Raw genomic sequence first — 16,777 nt, forward strand, 5'->3', positions numbered from 1 at the left:
AATTCCTTGTGTTCAAACTGACCAGTCTCAATCTCAATGGCCTGCGTTCGGCCGCTACCAAAGGCGTGGCCGACTGGGTGGCCGAACTTGCGCCGGATTGTATTTGCATGCAGGAGATCCGCGTCCAGGCCAGCGACATCGAGGGCCGGTTCGAGGAAATGGCCGGCCTCAAGGGCCATTTCCACTTCGCCGAGAAGAAGGGCTACGCCGGCACCGCCGTGTACACCAAGCACGCTCCGAGCCAGGTCGTGGTGGGCTGGGGCGACGCCGAGTTCGACGCCGAGGGCCGTTACCTCGAACTTCGCTTCGATACACCTAGCGCCAAGTTCTCCGTCATCAGCTGCTACTTCCCGAGCGGCAGTTCGGGCGAGCAGCGGCAGGAGGCCAAGTTCCGCTTCCTCAAGGGCTTCTTCCCGCACCTGGTGGCGCTGAAGAAGGAGCGAGAGTTCGTGCTGTGCGGCGACATCAACATCGCCCACAAGGAGATCGACCTGAAGAACTGGCGCGGCAACCAGAAGAACAGCGGCTTCCTGCCCGAGGAGCGCGCCTGGATGACGAAGCTGCTCGACGCCGGCGCCGAAGGTGCGGGCCTGGTGGACGTGTACCGCATGCTCAAGCCCGACACCACCGCCGAGGCCTACACCTGGTGGAGCAACCGCGGCCAGGCCTACGCGAACAACGTGGGTTGGCGGCTCGACTACCACCTGGCCACGCCGGCCATGGGCGCGCTGGCGCGCACCGAGGCGATCTACAAGACCGTCAAGTTCAGCGACCACGCGCCTATCACGGTGGAGTACGACTTCACGCTCTGATCAGCGCGGCCCCGCGGCCTTCCCCGCATGCCGCGCCAGATGCACCTGGTGCAGCGTGATCTTGCGCACCTCGGCCTGGCTGGTCTCGATGTGCGCGCGCAGCAGCATCGCGGCCTGGTCGCCCCGGTTGGCGCGCACGGCCTTCAGGATCTTCGCGTGCTCGTCGTAGGTAGCGTCGATGCGAGGCTGCTTGGTGAAGTCGAGCCGGCGGATGATGCGGATGCGGTCGGTCACGTCGCGGTGCACGCGCGCCATCTCGGCATTGCCGGCGGCCGTCACGAGCGCGCAGTGAAAGGCTTCGTCCCACTGCGCCACCTGCGCCATGTCGGCGCTGCGCTGCGCCGCGGGCACCAGCCAGATGCTGGCCAGGGAGTCGAGCAGGCTGCGGTCGATGTGGCGGTCGGTCTCGCACAGCCGGTGCACGGCGGCGGTCTCCAGCACCATGCGCAGGTCGTAGAGCTGCTCGAACTGGTCGAAGTCGAAGGGCAGCACGCGCCAGCCGCTGCGGAACAGCACCTCGACGAAACCCTCCTGCTGCAGCCGGAACAGCGCCTGCCGGATCGGCGTGCGCGAGACGCCCAGCCGCTCGCTGATTTCGTTCTCGGTGAAGCGGTCGCCCGGCACGAGGATGAAGTCGGCCACGTCGCGCTTGAGCTGCGCGTAGACCTCGTCGGCCCGCGTGCGGAAAACGGCCGCATCGGCGGCGGGGACGGGCGGTGCGGAGCGGGTTCGGACGGTAGACACGTGTGGGATGGTAGTCGCTGGCGCCGCGTCACGAAGGGCTGCTGTTCAGCGCCGCGAGCAGCGCGGCGCTGGGCGCGGTCCAGCCGACGATCGCGCCCTGGGCGCGCACCATGTCGAGCGTGGCCGCCTTGAACGCCGGGAAATAGCTTTCGGTGCAATCCTCGAGCAGCAGGCTGTCGTAGCCGCGGTCGTTGGCTTCGCGCATGCTGGTCTGCACGCAGACCTCGGTGGTCACACCGCCGAACAGCAGGTGCGTGATGCCGCGCTGCTGCAGCAGTTCGTGCAGGCCGGTGGCATGGAACGCGCCCTTGCCGGGCTTGTCGATGACGAGTTCGCCGTCGATCGGCGCGAGCGCATCGATGATCTGGTTGCCGGGCTCGCCGGCCACGAGGATGCGGCCCATGGGACCTTCGTCGCCGATGCGCAATGTGGGGTTGCCGCGGTTGCGCTTGGCGGGCGGGCAGTCCGAGAGGTCTGCCTTGTGCGCCTCGCGGGTGTGGACCACCAGGCCGCCAGCTTTGCGCCACGCCGCCAGGGCGGCCTTCGTCGCGGGGACGATCGCTTCGAGCAGCGACACGTCGTTGCCCAGCGTTTCGCCGAAACCTCCGGGCTCGATGAAGTCGCGCTGCATATCGATGAGGACGAGCGCTGTGCTTTCCACGTCGAATTCGTAGGGAAAGGGGTTGGCTTCTTCTATTCGCATGTCGGTTCTCGCTTCAAGGGCTGGTGATGCCCGCCACCCATGTGGGCTCCGATTACGTGTCTTTCCGCACCGGCAGCCGAGGTTTCGAACACGATCTGCCCCTCGCTCATCACGACGATGCGATCGGCAAGCTCCAGCAGCTCATCGAGGTCTTCGCTGATCAACAACACTGCTCCGCCCTTCTCCCGCACCTGCACGATGCGCGAATGGATCTCCGCGACGGCCGCGAAGTCCAGGCCGAACACAGGATTGGCCGCGATCAGCACGTTGATGTCGCCGGCCAGCTCGCGCGCCAGCACCGCGCGCTGCACGTTGCCACCGGACAGGCTGCGTATCGGGGCGCCTTCGCCCTGCGTCTTCACGCCGTATTCGGCAATCCACTCGCGTGCCCGGCTGCGCCAATAGGGAAAGCTCAGTACGCCACCGCGCGACAACGGCGGCTGATCGAAATCTCGCAGCGCCATGTTCTCCGCAACGCTGAGGTCGCCGACGCACGCATTGCGCAGCGGCTCTTCGGGAAGGCTCCGGACCTTGAGCTTGCGGTTCTCCGCGCGATGTGCACCATAAGGCTGCCCCATCACCGTGACCTTGCCCGCAAGCCGAGGACGCTGGCCGACCAGCGCCTCGACAAGCTCGCGCTGCCCGTTGCCGGAGACGCCGGCCACGCCAAGGATTTCTCCCGCGCGCACCGACAGGCTCAGGTCATGCAGCGCCAGCGTGCCGCGGTCGCCCTGTGCCTTGAGGCCATCGACCTTCAGCGCGATCGTTGCATTGGCAGGCAAAGGCCTTCTGCTGATTGGCGTCTGCGACGATGACGCCTGCTCCCCACCCATCATGGCCTGCGCGAGTTGCGCCGGGCTGGTGTCCGCCACGCGGCAGTGATGCACCGCCTTGCCCCGCCGCAGCACCGTCACGCTGTCGGCATACGCCATCACCTCGCGGAACTTGTGCGTGATGATGAGCACGGTGCACAGCCCGCTGCGCGCGAATTCGCGCACGTGGCCCAGCACCTCGTCGGCCTCCTGCGGCGTGAGCACCGAAGTCGGTTCGTCGAGGATCAGCAGGCGCGGCTTCAGATACAGCTGCTTGAGCAGTTCGAGCTTCTGTTTCTCGCCAGCCGCAAGTTCGGCCGGACGCACGCCGAGGTCGAGGCTGAAAGGCGTGGTCGCAAGAAACGCCTTCAGCTCCGCGCGCTTGGTCTTCCAGTCGATCAGTGCCGGTGTCTTGCCGCCCGCGAGCAACAGGTTCTCCGCCACCGTCATGCCCGGCGCGAGCGTGAAGTGCTGGTACACCATGCCGATGCCCAGCGCACGCGCCACGATGGGGTTGGCAATGTCCTGCTCGCGCCCGTCGACCAGGATGCTGCCCTCCTCCGCGCGCTGGAAGCCGGCCACGCATTTCACCAGCGTGCTTTTGCCCGCGCCGTTCTCGCCGAGCAACGCATGCACCGTGCCGGGCTCGACGCGCATCGTCACGCTGTCCATCGCGGTGAAAGTGCCGAAGCGCTTGGTGAGCCTGTAGGTGTCGAGCGCAAGCGCGCCGCTGCCTGCTGGGAGTCCGCCTATCGCGTGGGACGGGTTTGCGGTCATGTCGGGTTCCGTTCGGGACGCGTGCACAGGCCACCGGGCCTCCGCGAATGTCCCCCGTCGGCGTGAGCGCGCCCCGAAAGAATCACAACAGACCTCATACCGCCGCCAGCAATGCCTGCGAAGTGGCATGCGCACCGAACACGCCGCCCTGCATCGTGATCATCTTCAACGCGGCCAGGTGGTTGCCACGGTCGGTCGCAGCCGTGCAGTCCGACAGCAGCAGGCACTCGAAGCCCCGATCGTTGGCATCGCGCATCGTCGTGTGCACGCATACGTCGGTGGTGATGCCGGCGAGGATGAGGTTCTCGATGCCGCGCGTGCGCAGTATCAGCTCGAGATCGGTTGCGTAGAACGACCCTTTGCCGGGCTTGTCGATCACCACCTCGCCCGGTAGCGGTGCCAGTTCGGGAATGATTTCCCAGCCCGGCTCGCCGCGCACCAGGATGCGCCCGCAGGGCCCGTCGTCGCCGATGCCCACGCCGTTCGCGCCGATCTGCCGCGAGCGCCAGCGCTTGTTGGCCGGCAGGTCGGCAAGGTCGGGCCGGTGGCCTTCGCGTGTGTGGATGATGTGAAAGCCCAATGGCCGCAGCGCCGCCAGCGTGCGCGCGATCGGCTTGATGGGCGCCTGCACCAGCGACAGGTCGTAGCCCATCACGTCGACATACCCGCCCTTGCCGCAGAAGTCGGTCTGCATGTCGATGACGATGAGCGCGGTGTTGCCCGGGCGCAGGTTTGCGTTGTAGGGCCACGCGTAGGGCTCGGCGTCGATGGTCTTTGTCGTCATGGCATTCAGCTCCTTGTCGATGAAAGCTCGCCGGGGCTGCCGGCGGCCGCGGTGCCCGGCTTGCAGGTGAACACCAGGATCACCAGCGTGAGCACATAGGGCACGGTGTTGAAAAGGTGGTAGCCCCAGCCGATGCCGATGGATTGCAATGCCGGCCCGACAGCACCCGCGCCGCCGAAGAGCAACGCCGCGCCCACGCAGCGCAGGGGGCTCCAGCGCGCGAAGATCACGAGCGCGACGGCGATCAGGCCCTGGCCGCTGGAGATGCCTTCGTTCCAGCTGCCCGGATAGAACAGCGTGAGCGATGCGCCGCCCAGGCCGGCAATGAAGCCGCCCGCCGTGGTCGCGGCGATGCGCAGGCCCGAGACCGAGTAGCCGAGGGCACGCGTGGCCTGCGCCGAATCGCCCGCCATGCGCACCAGCAGGCCGGCGCGCGTGCGTGCGAAGCCCCACCACAGCAGCACCGCCAGCGCCACGCCGATGGGCACCAGCGCATTGAGTTGCAGTGCAGAGCGCACTACGGCGTTGTCGCTCCAGAAGCCCAGCGCAATGGCGGGGAGCTGCGGCGCCTGCGGCTGGATCAGCGGCTTGCCCAGGTAGAAGGCAAGCCCGGTGCCCAGCAGCATCAGCGCGATACCGGTCGCCACGTCGTTCACGCGGTCGAGCGAGCACAGCAGGCCATGCAGCAGCGCGAGCGCCGCACCGGCCGTTGCGCCGATCAGCACGCCCAGCCATGCTGAATCGGTAAGGTACGCGCCGCCGAAGGCCGCCATCGCCGACAGCACCAGAACACCTTCGAGCCCGAGATTGATGCGCCCCGACTTCTCGGTGAGGCACTCGCCCAGGCTCACGAACAGGAATGGCGCGCCCACGCGCAAGGCGCCGCCGACGAGGCCGGCGACCAGTGCGATCCATTGGTCGGCCGTCATGCGTAGCTCCTGGCCTCGGGCAGCATGCGGTCGCCGAACTTCTTCCAGTCGACCATGCGCAGCCCTTCGCTCGCGAGGATCAGCACGAAGGCGATGCCCTGCAGCACCAGCACCGACGCATCGGGCAGGCCGAGCCGGCGCTGCAGCAGGCTGCCTGCCGCGCCGAAGCCACCGAACAGAATGGCCACCGGCACGATGGCCACCGGGTTGTGCCGCGCGATGAAAGAAACCAGGATGCCCGCATAGCCGTAGCCCGCGATCAGCGAGGCATTGGCGCTGGTGTGCACCGCCGCCACCTCGACCGCACCCGCGAGCCCCGCGCAGGCACCGCCGAGTCCACAGGCCGAGAGAATGAGCCGCGTGGCCGGCAGCCCGACGAGCTGCGCGGTGCGCGGGTTGCCGCCCACCACGCGCACCGAGAAGCCCGAGGCCGTGGCGCGCAGCCACCACCCGAGCCCCAGGCAGGCCACGACGCCGATCACCAGGCCCCAGTGCACGTCCGACCCACCGATGCCGCCGATCAGCAGTCCGTCGTTCAATGCATAGGTCGAGGGCTTGTTCAGGCTCGCCGGATCGCGCAGCGGCCCTTCGACCAGGTGCTTGAAAATGCCGATGGCGATGTAGGCCAGCAGCAGGCTGCTGATGGTTTCGTTGATGCCGCGGTACTGGCGCAGCCAGCCCGCGAGCATGATCCAGAGCGCGCCAGCCACGGCGCCCGCGATGCAGACGAACACCGTGCCGATGACGTTGGCGGGCAGCGGCACCGCCTGCGCGAGCGCGGCGCAAGCCAGCCCGCCCAGCACCAGCGCGCCCTCGCCCCCGATGACGATGAGCCCCGCGCGCGCGGGCAGCGCCACGCACAGCGCCGTGAGCATCAATGGCGCGGCGCGCTGCAGCGTGTTCTGCCAGGAGAACCAGTCGCCGAATGCGCCCTTGAACAGCGTGACCCAGACCTCCACCGGCTCGACGCCCGCGAACGCCACCAGCAGGCCGAACAGCAGCAGCGCCGCCGCAATGGCGAACACCGGCAGGGCGAATTCCTTGAGCGCTCTATGCATGGTGGGCATAGCGATGCGGGTGCGGAATCAGGCCGAGCCGAGCACGCCTTCGACCAGGTAGTTCATCTTCTCGAGCTCCAGGTCGGTCTGCTTCAGCACCTTGCCGGCCGGCACCACGACCGCGCCCTTGTTGTCCTTGATGCCGTCCTTGAAGATGTCGAAGCTGCCCGCGATCATCTTCGCCTTGATCTCGTCGGCTTGCTTCTTCGCGGCGTCCGGCACCATGGGGCCGTAGGCGGACATCTTCACGTAGCCCTCCTTCAGGCCGCCGCGCAGGAAGTTGGGATGCGGCTTGCCGGCTTGCGCGGCATCGATGGCGGTCTTGTAGGCAGTGAGCCAGTTCCACTCCGCACCCGTGAGGTACGCATTGGGCGCCAGCTTGGCCTGGCTCGCGTGGTAGCCGCAGACCATCTTGCCCCGCTTGGCCGCGGTCTCGACCACGACCTTGGGGCCGTCGACGTGCATCGTGAACACGTCGCAGCCCTGGTCGGCCAAGCTGTTGGTGGCCTCGGCCTCCTTCACCGCCATCGACCAGTCGCCCGTGAAGATCACGCTGCAGGTAATGTTCGGCTTGACCGAGCGCGCGCCGAGCGTGAAGGCATTGATGTTGCGCAGCACCTGCGGAATGGGCTTGGCGGCAACGAAGGCGATCTTGTTGCTCTTGGTCATGTGCGCGGCGATCACGCCGTTCAGGAACTGGCACTCGTCGATGTAGCCGAAGAAGCTGCCGACGTTCTTCGGATGCTTGCCTTCGGTCCAGAGGCCGCCGCAGTGCGAGAAGCGCACATCGGGGTTCTTGGGCGCCACCGCGAGGATGTGCGGATCGAAGTAGCCGAACGAGGTGGGAAACAGCAGCTTGGCGCCGTCCTGCGAGATCATGCCGGCCATGGTCTTCTGCACGGCGGCGGTCTCGGGCACGTTCTCTTCCTCGACCACCTTGATGCCAGGCAGCTTCCTGATCTCAGCCGCGGCCATGGCGTGCGCCTGGTTGTAGCCGTAGTCGTCGCGCGCGCCGACGTAGATCACGCCGACAGTGAGCGGCTTGGCCTTGGCCTGAGCGCCGGCAAGGGCGCTCCAGCTTCCGAGGCTGCCGGCCGCGCCCAGCGCGGCCAGGGTCTTGAGGGAATCGCGGCGATTGAATTGGCTGGTCATGGCGTTCTTCTCCGTTTCAGGTTGAGGTGCAAAAAATGTGCCCCGGGGCTCAGCCGAGCAGGCTCACGTGGGCGGCGACCACGCGCCAGCCATCGGCCGTGCGCATCCAGGTCTGGCTCTGGCGGCCGGTCTGGCGGCCACCCTCGCGGCGGAACTCGACGTTCGCGGTCGCGAAATCACGGCCGTAGGTGGTGATGACGGTGCGCAGCAGCGCGCGCGGCGGGCTCTGCAGGGGCAGCGACGCACGGAAGGCGGCGATGTCGGCATGGCCGTAGTGGTTCTCGGAGAAGCCGTAGCGCAGCGTGTGCGGGCTGCTCCAGAACAGTTCGTCGAGCACGGCGGGCTGGTTGCCCACGAGCGCTTCTTCGTAGCGAGCGAACACAGCCTGCACTTCGGCGAGCACGTCGGGGATGTTGATTTCCAGGGACATGGCCGGATTCCCTTCAGAGACTCGCGATGTAGGCGCGCCAGCCGCCGTGGCTGCTCACGTCCTGCGCGCCGGCCAACGCGTGGCCCTCGCAGATGAAACCCTTCACCCAGCTGCCATCGGCCAGCTCGACGCTGCCAAGGCCGAGGGGCGGCGGGACGAGGGCAAGAAAGCTGCCGACCTGCGCCAGGGGCACGGCCCACACTTCGAGCGCGATCGCGGCGCCTCCCTCGCCCTCGGCCACGCGTCGCAGCCCGGGCTTGGGTGGCACGGTCCCCGGCAGCGCATGCAGCCTGTAGGCCGGCGAGGTGGCTGTAGTGCGCAGCAGCGTGGCGCCGCGCTCTGCGAGCTGGCCGTTGAGCGGCATGCCCGAAAGATGCGCACCGACCACGGCGATGGCCAGGGTGCCTGCGCCCGGCGCGGCGAGGCCGGGAATGGCGCGCGGCGCAGGCAGCGGCACGCCGAGGGCGCCTTGCGCGAGCCCCGTGGCGTGGTGGTAGCGCTGGCCCAGGTCGGCCAGTGCGAGGTCGCTGCCGCAGGGGCCGATCAGCGTGATGCCGAACGGCAGGCCGTCCGCGCGCAGGCTGCTGGGCACGGAGAGCGCGGCGTAGTCGAGCAGGTTGACGAAGTTGGTGTACGCGCCGAGATTGCGGTTGAGCACCACCGGATCGGCGCGCATCTGCTCGCGGGTGTAGTGCGTGGGCGCGGTGGGCACGAGCAGCACGTCGATGTCGCGCCACATCGGTTCGACCTTCTGCGCAATGGCGCGCAGCCGCGCCTGGGCTTTGAACACGTCGGCGGCGGTGTAGCTGCGGCCGCTCTCGAGGATGCCGCGCACGGGCTCGATCACCACGTCGCCGTGCGCGTCGAAGAACTCGCGCACCGCGGCGTAGCGTTCGGCGACGAGCGCACTTTCATAGAGCAGCGCGGCAGCCTCGGCAAGCGGCGCGTAGGCAATGGTGACGGGCGAGCCGCCCATGGCCCGCAGCCGCGCGGTCGCGTCGTTGAAGGCCAGCTCGGCGGCGGTGTCGCCGAAGAAGCTCAGCCTGTCGGGCACGCCGAAGCGGAAGTGCGCGGGCAGCGGCTCGCGGCGCAAAGCCAGGTCGCGCGAATACGGGTCGCGCGCGTCGTGGCCAGCGCAAGCGAGCAGCACGTCGACCGCGGTGGCCACGGTGCGCGCAAAGATGGAGACGCAGTCCGCGCTCTGCGCCGCGGGCACCACGCCGAAGGTGCTCAGCAGGCCGCGCGAGGGCTTCAGGCCGACGATGTTGTTGAGCCCGGCCGGCACGCGGCCCGAGCCCGCGGTGTCGGTGCCCAGCGCGAAGTCGACCTCGCCGGCCGCCACCACGTAGGCCGAGCCCGAGCTGGAGCCGCCCGAGACATAGCGCGCGTCGAAGGCATTGGGCACTTCGCCGTAGGGCGAGCGCGTGCCGTTCAGGCCGCAGGCGAACTGGTCGAGGTTGGTCTTGCCTGCCAGCGTTGCACCGGCTTCGAGCAGGCGCTGCACCACGGCGGCGTGGACCGGGGGCAGGCGGTCGAAGGCCGGGCAGGCGGCGGTGGTGGGCACGCCGGCCACGTCGATGTTGTCCTTGACCGCAAAGCGCAGACCGGCGAGCGGCAGGGCGAAACCAGGGGCTTCGCCAGTCCGGGCGTGCGCCATGGGCTGCGCGAACCTGGCGATCCAGGCGGCGGCCGGCGATCCGTTTTTTTCATGCACCATCTTCAGGCATCCAAACATGTGTACAAGTTGAGATGCAAGCGGCGTGCCAGCGGCGACGCGGGGTCGCGCGGATCAATTCAAGGGACTGAGGGCTTGCCCCCTCTCCCCTCGGGGAGAGGGTTGGGGTGAGGGCAGGTGCGGGCGGTGAAGCGCGGCCCTTATGAAGGCCGCCCCCTCACCCCCGCCCTCTCCCCAAGGGGAGAGGGAGTCATACCGGTCAGCTCTTTTTTGCCTCGCGGTAGAGCGCCTCCACCTTCGGCAGGTTCGCCTCCAGCTTCGCGATGCGGTTCGGCCCGCTCGGGTGGGTCGAGAGAAAGCTCAGCCCGCGCTGGTTCTTCGACGCCGTGGCCATCTTCTGCCACAACGACACCGATGCCTTCGGGTCATAGCCCGCACGTGCCGCGAGCTCGAGCCCCACGAGGTCGGCCTCCGACTCATCGCTGCGGCTGAACTTGAGCGTAAGGAGTTGGGTGCCGGCTCGCGCCGCCAGGTCGCCCATCTGCCCCAGTCCGAGCAGCTGCGCCCCGATGGAGAGCGCCGCGCCCGTGCCCGCGCTCTTGGCCATCCGGGCGCGCGCATGCTCGCGCAGCGCATGGGCCATCTCATGACCCATGACCATCGCAACCTCGTCGTCGGTGAGCTTGAGCTGTTCGAGGATGCCGGTAAAGAAGGCGATCTTGCCGCCGGGCATGCAGAAGGCGTTGATCTGCTTGCTGCCGATCAGGTTGACCTCCCACTTCCAGTCTCGGGCGCGCGAGTTCCAGGGCGTGGCAAAAGGAATGAGGCGCTTCGCGATGGCGCGCAGGCGCTGCAGCTGCGGGTCGCCATCGCCCGCGAGCGCGTTCTTGGCGCGCGCCTGTTCGAGCAGCTGGCCGTACTGCTGCACACCGGCCGCCTCGATCCTGTCGGCCGGCACGAGGTTGCGCGCCACCGAGGCATTGCCGACATTGACCTGCGCCAGCGCCGTGCCGCTGAGGGCGACGCCGGCCGCGGTCAGCAGGAAGGCCCGCCGGGGATTCCATGCGGAGGCTGAGGAGATGGCGGAAACAGGGAGATCGCATCGTGTGCACATAGGAGCCGGATCATAGGAACAAATGAAGACAAAGACCGGGCCCGACGTCCCCCGGCACTCATGGACAATCCGAGGCTCATGTCCGTACCTTCCGCAGAAACCCCCACCGCCTCTTCCCCGCCCTGGCGCGATGCGCTGAAGGTCTACCTGGAGCCCGCCACCCTGCGCATGCTGGCGCTGGGCTTCTCGGCGGGGCTGCCGCTGCTGCTGGTGCTGGGCACCCTGAGTTTTCGCCTGCGCGAAGCGGGCATCGACCGCACCACCATCGGCTACCTGAGTTGGGTCGGGCTGGCCTACGGCTTCAAGTGGGTCTGGGCGCCGCTGGTCGACCGGCTGCCGCTGCCGCCGCTGACCACGCTGCTCGGACGCCGGCGTGGCTGGCTGCTGCTGGCGCAGTGCGTGGTAATCGCCGGCCTGATCGGCATGGCGCTGAACGACCCGCGCCTGGGGCTCACGCCGCTGATCTGGTGCGCGCTGCTGGTGGCCTTCGGCTCGGCCACGCAGGACATCGCGCTCGACGCCTTCCGCATCGAATCGGCCGAGACGCGCAAGCAGGCCGCGCTGGCCGCCGCCTACCAGACGGGCTACCGGCTCGCGATGATCTGGGCCGGTGCGGGCGTGCTGTGGGTCGCGGCCTGGGCCGAGGTGACGCCGGCGGCCGCGGTCACGGGTGCGGCGGCGTACCAGAACGGGGCGTGGAAGACGGCGTACCTGGTGATGGCCGCTTCGATGGCGGTCGGGGTGCTGACGGTGCTGCTGTCGCCCGAACCGGTGCCGCGCGTGCTGCCCAAGGCAAGGAATGCCGCCGAGTGGCTGCGCAGCGTGCTCGTCGAGCCCTTTGCCGACTTCATCCGCCGCTACAGGTGGCAGGCCGCGCTGATCCTCTCGCTGATCGCCATCTACCGCATCAGCGACGTGGTGATGGGCATCATGGCCAACCCCTTTTACGTGGACATGGGCTTCACCAAGGACCAGGTGGCCACGGTCAGCAAGATCTACGGCGTGATCATGACGCTGGTGGGCGCCTTCGTCGGCGGCGTGCTGTCGATGCGCCTGGGCGTGATGCGGGTGCTGATGCTGGGCGCGGTGCTGAGCGCAGCCAGCAACCTGCTGTTCGCCTGGCTGGCCTCGCGCGGGCACGACCTGAGGGCGCTGATCGCGGTGGTCTCGGCCGACAACCTGGCCGGTGGGATCGCCTCGGCGGCCTTCATCGCCTACCTGTCGAGCCTTACCAACATCAGCTACTCGGCCACGCAGTACGCCCTGTTCAGCTCGCTGATGCTGCTGCTGCCGAAGTTCATCGCCGGCTATTCGGGCGCCTTCGTCGACAGCTATGGCTACAGCACCTTCTTCGTCGCCACCGCGATGCTCGGCCTGCCGGTGCTGGTGCTGGTGGCATTGGCCTCGCGGCTGACGACGACCACAAGGCCCGCGGACCGTCAATAGGGCCTGGGCCTTATAGGAAACAGCCGACATTGCGCGCACCGCGCAACTGGTAGGCTGCGGGCGCTATACATTCGTTTTCTTTTCCCTTCCTGCGCCCCTTTCCGCGCACCCGTCTGCCAGCAAGCCCCTACAAGATCGTGCCGTCCCGAATTTCTCCTCTCCAAATCAGCGCCTACACGGCGACTTCCGCCGTCGGTGTCGGCAAGGAAGTGCTGGCCGACGCGCTCGCGCAGTCGCGCAGCGGGCTGCGCGCCAACGACTTCGGCGATGCGCCGCTGCCCACCTGGATCGGCCGCGTCGATGGACTCGAAGAAGTGCGCCTGCCCGAATCGCTTGCCCACTGGGACTGCCGCAACAACCGGCTCGCGTGGCTGGGCCTGCAGGCCGACGGCTTCATCGAGGCAGTGGCTGCCGCGCGCGAGAAGTACGGCGCATCGCGCATCGCGCTGATCCTGGGCACCTCGACCGCCAGCATCGGCGAAACCGAGTTGGCCTACACGCAGCTCGACGAACAGGGCATGTTCCCGCCCAACCAGCGCCGCGCCGCGGTGCACACGCCGCATTCGCTGGCCATGTTCACGCAGCAGCTGCTGGGCATCAGTGGCCCGAGCGAAACCATTTCCACCGCCTGCTCGTCGAGCGCCAAGGTGTTCGCCTCGGCCGAGCGGCTGATCCGACTGGGCCTGGCCGACGCAGCCGTGGTCGGCGGGGCCGACACGCTGTGCGGCAGCGTGCTGTTCGGCTTCAACTCGCTCGAACTGGTGTCGAGCGAGCCGTGCCGGCCTTTCGACGCCACCCGCAAAGGCATCAGCCTGGGCGAGGCCGCGGGCTTCGCGCTGGTCGAGCGCGTGCAGGCCGGCGCCGATGCCGCGCCGCTGCACCTGCTGGGCTATGGCGAGGCCAGCGACGCGCACCACATGTCGACGCCGCACCCCGAGGGCCTGGGCGCCGAGCGCGCGCTCGACGAAGCACTGGCTCGCGCCGGCCTGCCGCCCGAGGCGATCGACTACATCAACATGCACGGCACCGCGAGCCAGAAGAACGACGAGGTCGAGGGTGCGCTGGTGGCGCGCCGCTTCCCGGCGCGCACGCACGCCAGCTCGACCAAGGGCTTCATGGGCCACACGCTGGGCGCGGCGGGCATCGTCGAGGCCGTCATCAGTTTGCTGGCCATCGAGCGCGGCCTGATGCCGGGCACGGTCAACACCCGCACGCTGGACGAAGGCTTCGGCCCGCAGATCAAGCTCGAACCGGCGCACGGCGAAGTGCGCTATGCGCTGACCAATTCGTTCGGCTTCGGCGGCAACAACTGCTCCCTCGTTTTCGGCAAGGCGGAGGCGGCATGAGCACCTACCACGCGCCCAAGCCCCCGACCCTCTACATCGAAGGCCCCGCCTTCTGGACGCCCACCCTCCCCGGCTGGGACGCCGCGCGCGCCGCCTTCCGCGGCGAAGGCACGCTGGCCGACCCGCCCGCCAAGCGCCCGTCGCCGCAGGTGCTGGCCCCGGCCGAGCGCCGCCGCGCGCCCGACACGGTGGCGCTGGCGCTCGAAGTGGCGGCCGCCGCCATGGCCGCTTCGGGCCGCAACGCGGCCGACGTGCCCTGCGTGTTCACGTCGGCGCACGGCGACCTGTCGATCAACGACTACATGTGCGGCACGCTCGCGAGCGATCCGAAGATGCTGTCGCCCACCAAGTTCCACAACTCGGTGCACAACGCAGCCGTGGGCTACTGGACCATCGGCACCGGCTGCATGGCGGCCAGCAACGCGATTTCGGCCTACGAGCACAGCTTTGCCTCGGGCCTGCTCGAAGCGGCGGTGCAGTGCGCCTGCGACCAGGAGCCGGTGCTGCTGGTGGGCTGCGACACGCCCACGGTGGGCGCCCTGGCTTCGGTCACCGACAGCCGCGGCCTGCTCGCGGTGGCGCTGGTGATCGCCCACGAGCCAACGGAACGCACCGTGGCGGCGCTCGACTGGTCGCTGGCCGGCGAGGGCGGCACGGCGCCCGTGGCCACGCCACCAAGCTCGGAGGCGGCGAAGTCGCTGGCCGAGATCAACCCCATGGCCCAGGCGCTGGCGCTGTTCGAATCGCTGGCGCACCTGGCGCATTCGGGAAACGGCACGGGCACGCCGGTGGACCTGCCGCTGTCCTCATCCCTGTCGCTGCGGCTTCAGTTACGGCCGCTCGAGCGCGGCTGAGCCCACGCCCGCTGGAGTCGGCGCTATGCTTTTCGCAGCATCGCCCGTTGACAGGGGTGTTCGAGGTTTACCCAACTTTACGGAGCGTTCAAGCCCGCTTGCTCCCTTTGGACGACCATGAAGCGCATGAGCACCCCCCAACTCCTGATGATCGAAGACGACGCCCGCCTGGCGCAAATGGTGGGCGAGTACCTGACGCAGTCGGGCTTCGCGTTCACCCATGCCGGCGACGGCGCGAGGGGACTCGAGCAGCTGCAGCAGCACGCGCCCGACCTCGTGATCCTCGACCTGATGCTGCCCGACACCGACGGGCTCGAAGTGTGCCGCCGCATCCGCGCGCTGCCCGCTCCGCTGTCGAAGGTGTCGGTGCTGATGCTGACGGCCAAGGGCGACCCGATGGATCGCATCATCGGCCTGGAGATCGGCGCCGACGACTACCTGCCCAAGCCCTTCGAGCCGCGCGAACTGCTCGCGCGCATCCGCGCCGTGCTGCGCCGCCGCAGCGAGAACGCCACCGAGGCCGAAGCCTCCACCGTGATGCGCTTCGGCACGCTGGAGATCGACCGCAACGCGCGCACCGTGTCGGTGGCCGGCGCGCTGGCCGACCTCACCTCCTACCAGTTCGACCTGCTGGTGGCGATGGCCGAACGCGCGGGCCGCGTGCTCACGCGCGACCAGATCATGGAAGCCGTGCGCGGCCGCGAACTCGAGGCCTTCGACCGCTCCATCGACGTGCACATGGGCCGCATCCGCGCGGCCATCGAGGTCGACGCGAAGAACCCGAAGCGCATCCTCACCGTGCGCGGCGTGGGCTACGTTTTCGCGAAACAACAAGACTAGAAATGTTGGCGCCGCAGCGCACCATGAGGAACCTCTATTCCCGCCACCTCTACGTCCGCATCTGGCTCGCGGTGGTGGGCGGCGTCGTCATCCTCACGCTGATGGCCAACTGGATCGTGCGCGAAGCCGCGGAGGCCGAGCGCGAGCGCCTCGCGCCGGTGCCGCGCCACGTGGTGGTGCTCGACGCGCAGGACAAGCCCATCGGCGCAGGCACCGCGCTGCGCGTGCCGGGCCAGGGCCTGGAGTTCGACGTGACGCTGAGCGACGGCAAGGCGATCACGCTGCGCGTGGCGCCGCGCGAACGGCCCACGGGCTCGGCCGGCTTCGCGCCATGGCGCACGCCGTTCGGGCTGGGCTGGATGATCGCGCTGGTGGGCGTGGCGGTGGCGCTGGGCGTGTATCCGATCGTGCGGCGCATCACGCAGCGGCTGGAATCGCTGCAGCGCGGCGTGCAGCGATGGGGCGAAGGCGATCTCTCGGTGCGCGTGACCGAAGAAGGGCAGGACGAAGTGACCGATCTCTCCAAACGATTCAACGCGTCGGCCGAACGCATCGAGCAGCTGGTGCGTTCGCACAAGTCGCTGCTGGCCAACGCCTCGCACGAGCTGCGTTCGCCGCTCACACGCATCCGCATGGGCCTGGAGCTGATGGGCGAACGCCCGAGCCCGGCCGCACGCGAGGAAATTTCGCGCAACATCGGCGAGCTCGACCAGCTGATCGACGAAATCCTGCTGGCCAGCCGGCTCGACGCCAGCGAGGCCGACATGGGCACCATCGAGGCCGTGGACCTGACCGGCCTCGCTGCCGAGGAATGCTCGCAGGTGAATGCCGAGCTCGACCTGGCCGCAGGCACCGACAACGCCGCGCTGACCGTGCCGGGCGTGTCGCGCCTCTTGCGCCGCGCGATCCGCAACCTGCTGGAAAACGCCCGCCGCTATGGCGCCGGCGAAATCGCGGTGGAGCTGGGCAGCGCCAACGGCTACGCCACCGTGCGCGTCAACGACCGCGGCCCGGGCGTACCCACGGCCCTGCGCGAACGCATCTTCGAACCCTTCTACCGCCTGCCGGGCGCGAGCGAGCGCAACGGCGGCGTCGGCCTCGGGCTGGCGCTGGTCAAGTCGATTGCCGAGCGCCACAGCGGCTCGGTGCGCTGCGAAGATCGACCGGGCGGCGGCGCGAGCTTCGTGATCCGCCTGCCGGTGGCCGCGCGCGGGCACTGAAAACCCCCGGTCTTCTTCGCGGGACGCCGCGGAACCGGCTTCGCCGGGCCGCTGGCGTCGCCCCCGGCGAGGGGAAGGAGA

Annotated in this window: 16 protein-coding genes; 6 read left to right on the forward strand and 10 right to left on the reverse strand. The window is 68.7% G+C overall.

Annotated elements, in window-relative coordinates:
* Positions 1–8 precede the first annotated feature (8 nt).
* Positions 9–812 carry an exodeoxyribonuclease III gene (locus tag ASC92_RS12485; RefSeq protein ID WP_056515503.1) on the forward strand — a complete coding sequence of 268 codons (804 nt, stop codon included), beginning with the start codon at positions 9–11 and terminating at the stop codon, positions 810–812.
* Here the strand turns inward: ASC92_RS12485 and ASC92_RS12490 are convergent, their stop codons facing one another.
* The 10 genes from ASC92_RS12490 to ASC92_RS12535 all read right to left on the reverse strand — a co-directional run bounded on the left by ASC92_RS12490 (position 813) and on the right by ASC92_RS12535 (position 10,990).
* Positions 813–1,556 carry a GntR family transcriptional regulator gene (locus ASC92_RS12490; RefSeq protein WP_056515507.1) on the reverse strand — a complete coding sequence of 248 codons (744 nt, stop codon included), beginning with the start codon at positions 1,554–1,556 and terminating at the stop codon, positions 813–815.
* A gap of 28 nt (positions 1,557–1,584) precedes the next feature.
* On the reverse strand, positions 1,585–2,259 hold the full coding sequence (locus ASC92_RS12495; protein WP_056515509.1) for a cysteine hydrolase family protein: 675 nt from the start codon (positions 2,257–2,259) through the stop codon (positions 1,585–1,587).
* On the reverse strand, positions 2,250–3,848 hold the full coding sequence (locus tag ASC92_RS12500; RefSeq protein WP_056515511.1) for an ABC transporter ATP-binding protein: 1,599 nt from the start codon (positions 3,846–3,848) through the stop codon (positions 2,250–2,252). Before ASC92_RS12500 ends, ASC92_RS12495 begins: the two co-directional genes overlap by 10 nt.
* A 94-nt stretch (positions 3,849–3,942) precedes the next feature.
* A complete protein-coding gene (locus tag ASC92_RS12505; protein WP_056515514.1) occupies positions 3,943–4,632 on the reverse strand; it encodes a cysteine hydrolase family protein in 690 nt (229 codons plus the stop codon).
* Between the two features lie 5 nt (positions 4,633–4,637).
* Entirely contained in the window at positions 4,638–5,561 is a 924-nt protein-coding gene (locus ASC92_RS12510; protein WP_056515517.1) for an ABC transporter permease, read from the reverse strand.
* On the reverse strand, positions 5,558–6,619 hold the full coding sequence (locus ASC92_RS12515; RefSeq protein WP_056516379.1) for an ABC transporter permease: 1,062 nt from the start codon (positions 6,617–6,619) through the stop codon (positions 5,558–5,560). The genes ASC92_RS12510 and ASC92_RS12515 overlap by 4 nt, the downstream gene beginning before the upstream one ends.
* 27 nt (positions 6,620–6,646) lie before the next feature.
* Positions 6,647–7,771, reverse strand: a complete 1,125-nt coding sequence (locus ASC92_RS12520) for a BMP family ABC transporter substrate-binding protein (RefSeq protein ID WP_056515520.1) — start codon at positions 7,769–7,771, stop codon at positions 6,647–6,649.
* A 49-nt stretch (positions 7,772–7,820) separates the two neighbouring features.
* Positions 7,821–8,201, reverse strand: a complete 381-nt coding sequence (hpxZ, locus tag ASC92_RS12525) for an oxalurate catabolism protein HpxZ (RefSeq protein WP_056515521.1) — start codon at positions 8,199–8,201, stop codon at positions 7,821–7,823.
* 13 nt (positions 8,202–8,214) lie between these two features.
* On the reverse strand, positions 8,215–9,918 hold the full coding sequence (atzF, locus tag ASC92_RS12530; protein ID WP_056516382.1) for an allophanate hydrolase: 1,704 nt from the start codon (positions 9,916–9,918) through the stop codon (positions 8,215–8,217).
* 217 nt (positions 9,919–10,135) lie between these two features.
* The gene (locus ASC92_RS12535) at positions 10,136–10,990 is read right to left on the reverse strand and encodes a M48 family metallopeptidase (RefSeq protein WP_056515524.1); all 855 of its coding nucleotides are present in this window, start codon (positions 10,988–10,990) and stop codon (positions 10,136–10,138) included.
* A gap of 78 nt (positions 10,991–11,068) precedes the next feature.
* Between ASC92_RS12535 and ASC92_RS12540 the strand changes: the two genes are divergently transcribed.
* From ASC92_RS12540 to ASC92_RS12560, 5 genes are all read left to right on the forward strand, one after another.
* Positions 11,069–12,436, forward strand: coding sequence for an AmpG family muropeptide MFS transporter (locus ASC92_RS12540; RefSeq protein ID WP_235505803.1), 1,368 nt, complete (start codon positions 11,069–11,071; stop codon positions 12,434–12,436).
* 137 nt (positions 12,437–12,573) lie between these two features.
* The gene (locus ASC92_RS12545) at positions 12,574–13,782 is read left to right on the forward strand and encodes a beta-ketoacyl-[acyl-carrier-protein] synthase family protein (RefSeq protein WP_056515530.1); all 1,209 of its coding nucleotides are present in this window, start codon (positions 12,574–12,576) and stop codon (positions 13,780–13,782) included.
* A complete protein-coding gene (locus tag ASC92_RS12550) occupies positions 13,779–14,636 on the forward strand; it encodes a beta-ketoacyl synthase chain length factor (protein ID WP_056515532.1) in 858 nt (285 codons plus the stop codon). Before ASC92_RS12545 ends, ASC92_RS12550 begins: the two co-directional genes overlap by 4 nt.
* A 117-nt stretch (positions 14,637–14,753) precedes the next feature.
* Positions 14,754–15,476 carry a response regulator transcription factor gene (locus ASC92_RS12555; RefSeq protein ID WP_056515536.1) on the forward strand — a complete coding sequence of 241 codons (723 nt, stop codon included), beginning with the start codon at positions 14,754–14,756 and terminating at the stop codon, positions 15,474–15,476.
* 23 nt (positions 15,477–15,499) lie between these two features.
* Positions 15,500–16,696 carry an ATP-binding protein gene (locus tag ASC92_RS12560; protein ID WP_056516385.1) on the forward strand — a complete coding sequence of 399 codons (1,197 nt, stop codon included), beginning with the start codon at positions 15,500–15,502 and terminating at the stop codon, positions 16,694–16,696.
* Positions 16,697–16,777: the final 81 nt, after the last annotated feature.

It is taken from the genome of Variovorax sp. Root411, assembly GCF_001425205.1.
In the GTDB taxonomy this organism is placed as follows: domain Bacteria; phylum Pseudomonadota; class Gammaproteobacteria; order Burkholderiales; family Burkholderiaceae_C; genus Variovorax.